Origin of the sequence: Pseudoalteromonas sp., assembly GCF_041613455.1 — a bacterium.
GTDB lineage: Bacteria > Pseudomonadota > Gammaproteobacteria > Enterobacterales > Alteromonadaceae > Pseudoalteromonas.
This window is the reverse complement of sequence record NZ_JBFJHD010000178.1, coordinates 1-6279: the sequence shown is the minus strand read 5'-3', so window position 1 is coordinate 6279 and position 6279 is coordinate 1. Positions and strand designations below refer to the sequence as shown.

Here is a 6279-nt window from a genome sequence, read left to right as displayed (position 1 = left end):
GAACCCTACCGTGCCTGACATGAAGCTCTTCGCTGGTAACGCAACACCTGAGTTAGCTCAAAAAGTTGCAAAACGTTTATATATTGAATTAGGCGATGCTGTTGTTGGCCGTTTTAGCGACGGTGAGATCAGTGTTCAAATTAATGAAAATGTCCGTGGCTCGGATGTTTTTATCTTACAATCAACCTGTGCCCCTACTAACGATAACCTAATGGAACTTATCGTGATGGTTGATGCTCTACGTCGTGCATCTGCCGGTCGTATTACTGCCGTTATTCCTTATTTTGGTTATGCGCGTCAAGACCGTCGTGTGCGTTCTGCGCGTGTGCCTATCACAGCTAAAGTGGTTGCCGATTTCTTATCAAGTGTGGGTGTTGACCGTGTACTTACGGTTGATTTACACGCCGAGCAAATTCAAGGCTTCTTTGATGTACCTGTAGATAACGTATTTGGTAGCCCAGTTTTATTAGAAGATATGGAATCGCGTCATTTTGACGACGTGGTGGTTGTATCTCCTGATATTGGTGGTGTTGTACGTGCTCGTGCCATCGCAAAACTACTTAACGACACCGATCTTGCTATTATTGATAAACGTCGCCCACAAGCTAACGTGTCTCAAGTAATGCACATTATTGGTGATGTTGAAGGCCGTGACTGTATTATCGTCGATGACATGATTGATACCGGTGGTACCTTATGCAAAGCAGCCGAAGCACTTAAAGAACACGGTGCAAAACGCGTATTTGCTTATGCGACTCACCCTATTCTTTCGGGTAAAGCCGCTGAAAACTTACGCAATTCAGTGATTGATGAAGTGATAGTAACTGACTCAATTCCGCTGTCTGAAGAGCTTAAAGCACTTAACATTGTTAAAGTACTTACGCTCGCTGACATGCTTGCAGAAACGATTCGTCGTATCAGTAACGAAGAATCTATCTCTGCCATGTTTGAGCACTAATTAAAGTTTTACTTTAATTAGCTAAGTAACTTGAGTGTTAAAAAGCGCCTTTGGGCGCTTTTTTTGTAAGCGCTGTATATTTTATCACAAGGCAGTGGTATGATAGCGCGCCTTTTGGCTAGGGACCTTGGTCGCAAAGGCCCTACACTTTTAAATTATTGGAGACATTATGTCTAACGAAACTTATACTTATACCGCTGAACTACGCGAACAAACTGGTACTGGTGCGAGCCGCCGCCTACGTCGCGAAGACAAAGTTCCTGCGATTGTTTACGGTGCAAACAAAGAAGCTACAGCAATCACTTTAGCACATAAAGATGTTATCAAAGCGCAAGAAAGTGAAGGTTTTTACACTCACATCCTTACTCTTGATATCGCTGGTGAAAAAGTTGAAACTATCTTAAAAGATATCCAACGTCACCCATTCAAGCCTAAGGTAACTCACCTTGATTTCCAACGTATCGATGCTAACCAAAAGCTACATACTATCGTACCTATTCACTTCCTAGGTGAAGACGTTGTTGAAAAGCAAGGTACTACTGTTGTTCGTCAAATCACTGAAATCGAAATTGCATGTCTTCCAAAAGCAATCCCTGATTTCGTTGAAGTAGACGTATCAAACTTAGTAGCGGGTGATTCTCTACACATTTCTGACGTTAAACTTCCAGCAGGTGTTACATCTCTAGAATTAGCGAAAGGTGCAGATCACGATCAGTCTATCGTAACAGTTAAAGCTAACAAAGCAGCTCCTACTGAAGACGAAGCTGAAGACGCTGCAGAATAATATTTAAGGTTTTAGCACCTTGAATACGATTCAAATGCTTGTGGGCCTGGCTAATCCAGGCCCCGAATACGCAAATACACGCCACAATGCAGGTGCTTGGTTTATAGAGCAACTCGCTGCACGTTATAACTGCACTCTAAAACACGATCCTAAATATCACGGCCTCACCGGTAAAGTGATCATTCAAGGCCAAGAATTCAAATTATTGATCCCCACCACTTATATGAATTTAAGTGGCAAAGCGGTCGGTAGTTTAGCTAATTTTTTCAAAATTCCGGTGCAAAACATTTTAGTTGCCCACGATGAATTAGACCTAGAGCCGGGCGTTGCCAAATTAAAAAAAGGCGGCGGACATGGTGGTCATAATGGCTTAAAAGACATTATTGCAAAAATGGCAAATCAAAAAGACTTCATGCGGTTACGCATTGGTGTGGGTCATCCAGGGCATCGTGAAATGGTAACCGGTTGGGTGCTTGGAAAAGCAGCCAAAGGTGACCAAGAAAAGATGGATGCTGCTGTTGATGAAGCAGTACGTTGCATGGAAATACTTGCAAAAGACGGTGTGTTAAAAGCACAAAACAGACTACATTCGTTTAAGCCTTAGTGACTTAATAAGTTCAGCCGTTTAAACGAATCTAAACAAGGTATCTTACTATGGGTTTTAAATGTGGCATCGTTGGCTTGCCAAACGTAGGTAAATCAACGCTTTTCAATGCACTTACTAAAGCGGGTATTGAAGCCGCTAACTTTCCTTTTTGTACCATTGAGCCTAATACGGGTGTAGTACCTGTACCCGATGCTCGTCTTGACGAGCTTGCAAAAATTGTTAACCCACAACGTGTACTCACCACCAGTATGGAATTTGTGGATATTGCGGGTTTAGTAAAAGGCGCATCTAAGGGTGAAGGCCTAGGTAACCAATTTTTAGCAAATATTCGTGAAACGGATGCAATTGGCCACGTAGTGCGCTGTTTTGAAGATGAAAATATTGTGCACGTAGCGGGTACTATCGACCCTGCTGACGATATTGACGTCATTAATACCGAGTTAGTGTTAGCCGATATGGACAGCGCTGAAAAAGCCATGTTCCGTAATGCCAAAAAAGCCAAAGGTGGCGACAAAGACGCTAAAGAGCAAAATGCGGTACTTGAAAAAGTAAAAGCACACCTTGATGAAGGCTTAACATTACGTGCTTTAAACTTAACTAAAGAAGAAAAAGCAGCCATCAGCTCAATTAACTTTCTAACCATCAAGCCAACTATGTATATTGCTAACGTGGCTGAAGATGGTTTTGAAAATAACCCCTATCTTGATCGCGTGCGTGCAATCGCCGCAGCTGAAGATGCAGTAGTGGTGCCAGTATGTGCTGCGATTGAATCTGAGCTTGCAGAGCTTGATGAAGAAGATAAGCTTGAATTTATGGCCGATCTGGGTTTAGAAGAGCCAGGGCTAAATTTAGTGATTCGTGGTGGTTATGAATTACTGCAATTACAAACCTACTTTACCGCAGGCGTAAAAGAAGTACGCGCATGGACTATTCCAGTGGGTGCAACTGCACCGCAAGCTGCAGGTAAGATCCACACTGACTTTGAACGCGGCTTTATTCGTGCGCAAACCATCGCTTATGAAGACTATATTGCCTTTAAAGGCGAAAGTGGTGCGAAAGAAGCGGGTAAGATGCGTCAAGAAGGTAAAGAGTATATTGTGAAAGACGGCGATGTAATGAACTTCTTGTTCAACGTATAACGCTTAAACAGCAAAAATTAGTTTGGTTTTGTTTTTAAAGGCTCGTTTTTACGAGCCTTTTTTTATATTTGATACTTAGAAAAGTGACCCGCTTTACTTTTTTCGCGTAACACCGCATTAAGCTTCATTATGCAAAAGCTGCTACTTTTAACTTTAACGGTATTTTATGCAGTTAAAAAAACAGCATTTTTACTAATTTTTAGCCGCTTAGGTTACTTTTCCTGCAAACAAACCAAGTTAAGTGTTTTTTTGCAAAAAAGGTGTTGACGAATTTGGGGCATATCAGCATAATACGCCCCGCACTCAGCGATGAAGTGCTAACAAAAAATATGGCTAAGTAGCTCAGCTGGTTAGAGCACATCACTCATAATGATGGGGTCACAGGTTCAAATCCCGTCTTAGCCACCATTTCTTTGAAATGGCTCTGCAAGAGTTAAAATTGCACTCAATGAAGAGTTTAAAATAACTACCTAGTGTTTTATTACACAAAGTAATACGGGAGTGGCGGAATTGGCAGTTGTCTTGAATAAGACGCTGGATTTAGGTTCCAAAACATTAATACCTGTATACTCGATGCGGGAGTGGCGGAATTGGTAGACGCGCTGGATTTAGGTTCCAGTATCTTAGGATGTGAGAGTTCAAGTCTCTCCTTCCGCACCATGTTCTGATAAGAACTAAAATTATCAATGTATTCTTTGTTGGGATATCGCCAAGCGGTAAGGCACCAGGTTTTGATCCTGGCATTCCCAGGTTCAAATCCTGGTATCCCAGCCAACTTCTTCTACCAAAGACAGTTGCTTAAGAATAACTCTGTTAAGAGTATAAATATAAAGCCAGTGTTTAATAACACGAACAATGCAGGCGTGGCGGAATTGGCAGTTGTCTTGAATAAGACGCTGGATTTAGGTTCCAAAACATGAATACCTGTATGCTCGATGCGGGAGTGGCGGAATTGGTAGACGCGCTGGATTTAGGTTCCAGTATCTTAGGATGTGAGAGTTCAAGTCTCTCCTTCCGCACCATGTTCTTAATTAGAACTAAAACTCTTCCAAATTTAGAGTTGGGATATCGCCAAGCGGTAAGGCACCAGGTTTTGATCCTGGCATTCCCAGGTTCAAATCCTGGTATCCCAGCCAATTTGCTCTTCTTTTTTAAATCCCCTCTGCAATTTATCAACACTTATTTATTACTTTTATGCTGTTTAACTATTTATTTTTACTGGCATAAAAAAAGACCCATTATTAGATCTTTTTCATCAATTAATAGCTTCATTAAACACTATTTTGCATTAAGCTCACCGCTTATTGCATATTTTAATACCCAGTTTTTTAGCGGGCCGCTATTATTGGCTAGTTTTAAAAATTGACTACGCGCCCACTGTAATGGCGCTACTTGATTAGAAAAACCAAAATAACACGCATCCATCATAGTCATCATTAATAAGTTAGCTTTACGACGAGCACGTTCGTACTGCATCAGTTTTAGCGGACAACCACAGTCATCGGCATTGTGTAATGTCTCTGCTAGTGCCACTACATCCTGAAAGCCCAAATTAACGCCCTGCCCAGCCAATGGGTTAATCGTATGCGCTGCATCCCCTACTAGCACCAAACGGCCTTGAGAATAACGATTAGCATGTTGCCGAGTTAGCGGAAACACGGCGTGTTTTTGCACGCTAAAATCCCCCGGTAGCTGCGGGAATTTATCGATAATTTTAACTTTTAATTGTGCCGCAGATAGCCCTTTAAAGGCCTGTAAAGTATTGGCGTCGTCGTACCAAATTAAATTGGCGTAAGGGGCACTCATAGGTAAAAATGCCAGCGGGCCTGTGGGGGTAAATTGTTGCCAGGTTTTTACTTGTTGCGGCGCATCGAGTTTTATCAGTACGCCCATGCAGTGCTGTTGATACTGCCAGCCAGTTACCCCTATGTTGGCTTTAGTACGCAACTGCGATTGGCCCCCATCGGCAGCGACAACTAAATCGGCGCTATAACGCTGCTCGCCATAGACTAAGGTAATGCTATCTGTGTTTTGCTCAATCGCGCTGATCGGGGCTGCTTGTTCAATAACTTCAATATTGTGCTGAGCAAATTGCTGCCAAAGACTGGCTTGAATTAAGTTGTTTTCGATTAAATGCCCTAAATGGCTAGTATGAATATCGGCGCAATCAAACAATAAATTATCGCCCCCACGCTCAAATGCGGCTAATTGTTGGTATGGCGCTAAACGCGTTTGCTTTAATAACACCATCGCGCCAAGTTCATCTAGTAACTTTTCTGAAAAACGATTTATTGCCGATACGCGAATATCGACCTGCTCATCACTAAGTACATGCGCTGGGTTAATTAATTTTTTTTCTATTATACGTACCGCGTTACCTTGCTTAGCTAATTGAATAGCCATAGCGGCACCTACCATACCTGCGCCCACAACAATTACGTTATTTTTTGTCATGCTCTCATCTTTATATTTCTTGATACTGCATTAATTGTATCGTATTTAGTTTGTTATGTGCCAAAGGATACACTTAACTCAACAGAAAACTAACGCTGTATTGCATTGAAACCACAAACATGAAAACTATACTTGGATTTGAACGTGTATCCAGCTAAAATACGCGTCCTTTAAGTGGTTATCGAGTAGTTACGCATACCACTTGATCCAGTTTCAAACACATTTTTGTGCCACTATCGAATTGAACACGAGGCTATATTTCAATGAGCAAAAAGCTGCATATTAAAACCTGGGGTTGTCAGATGAACGAATACGACTCTCAGAAAATGGCTGAACT

General features: G+C 41.9%; 5 protein-coding genes and 5 tRNA genes. 9 read left to right on the top strand and 1 reads right to left on the bottom strand.

What is annotated here, in order from left to right:
• The first annotated feature begins 10 nt into the window (after window positions 1–10).
• The 9 genes from ABYB02_RS13450 to ABYB02_RS13410 all read left to right on the top strand — a co-directional run bounded on the left by ABYB02_RS13450 (window position 11) and on the right by ABYB02_RS13410 (window position 4624).
• Window positions 11–958 (top strand): ribose-phosphate pyrophosphokinase, encoded by a 948-nt coding sequence (locus tag ABYB02_RS13450; RefSeq protein WP_372762942.1) that lies wholly within the window; start codon window positions 11–13, stop codon window positions 956–958.
• A 169-nt stretch (window positions 959–1127) separates the two neighbouring features.
• Window positions 1128–1742 carry a 50S ribosomal protein L25/general stress protein Ctc gene (locus ABYB02_RS13445; protein WP_372762941.1) on the top strand — a complete coding sequence of 205 codons (615 nt, stop codon included), beginning with the start codon at window positions 1128–1130 and terminating at the stop codon, window positions 1740–1742.
• Between the two features lie 19 nt (window positions 1743–1761).
• The gene (gene pth / locus ABYB02_RS13440; RefSeq protein WP_372762940.1) at window positions 1762–2346 is read left to right on the top strand and encodes an aminoacyl-tRNA hydrolase; all 585 of its coding nucleotides are present in this window, start codon (window positions 1762–1764) and stop codon (window positions 2344–2346) included.
• A gap of 50 nt (window positions 2347–2396) precedes the next feature.
• On the top strand, window positions 2397–3488 hold the full coding sequence (gene ychF, locus ABYB02_RS13435; RefSeq protein WP_372762939.1) for a redox-regulated ATPase YchF: 1092 nt from the start codon (window positions 2397–2399) through the stop codon (window positions 3486–3488).
• Window positions 3489–3819: 331 nt separating this feature from the next.
• A tRNA-Met gene (locus ABYB02_RS13430) sits at window positions 3820–3896 on the top strand.
• Between the two features lie 167 nt (window positions 3897–4063).
• Window positions 4064–4148, top strand: a tRNA-Leu gene (locus ABYB02_RS13425).
• 39 nt (window positions 4149–4187) lie between these two features.
• A tRNA-Gln gene (locus tag ABYB02_RS13420) sits at window positions 4188–4262 on the top strand.
• Between the two features lie 163 nt (window positions 4263–4425).
• Window positions 4426–4510 (top strand) — tRNA-Leu (locus ABYB02_RS13415).
• Between the two features lie 39 nt (window positions 4511–4549).
• Window positions 4550–4624 (top strand) — tRNA-Gln (locus ABYB02_RS13410).
• Between the two features lie 142 nt (window positions 4625–4766).
• Here ABYB02_RS13410 and ABYB02_RS13405 read toward each other — a convergent pair.
• Window positions 4767–5942 (bottom strand): FAD-dependent monooxygenase, encoded by a 1176-nt coding sequence (locus ABYB02_RS13405; RefSeq protein WP_372762938.1) that lies wholly within the window; start codon window positions 5940–5942, stop codon window positions 4767–4769.
• Window positions 5943–6279: the final 337 nt, after the last annotated feature.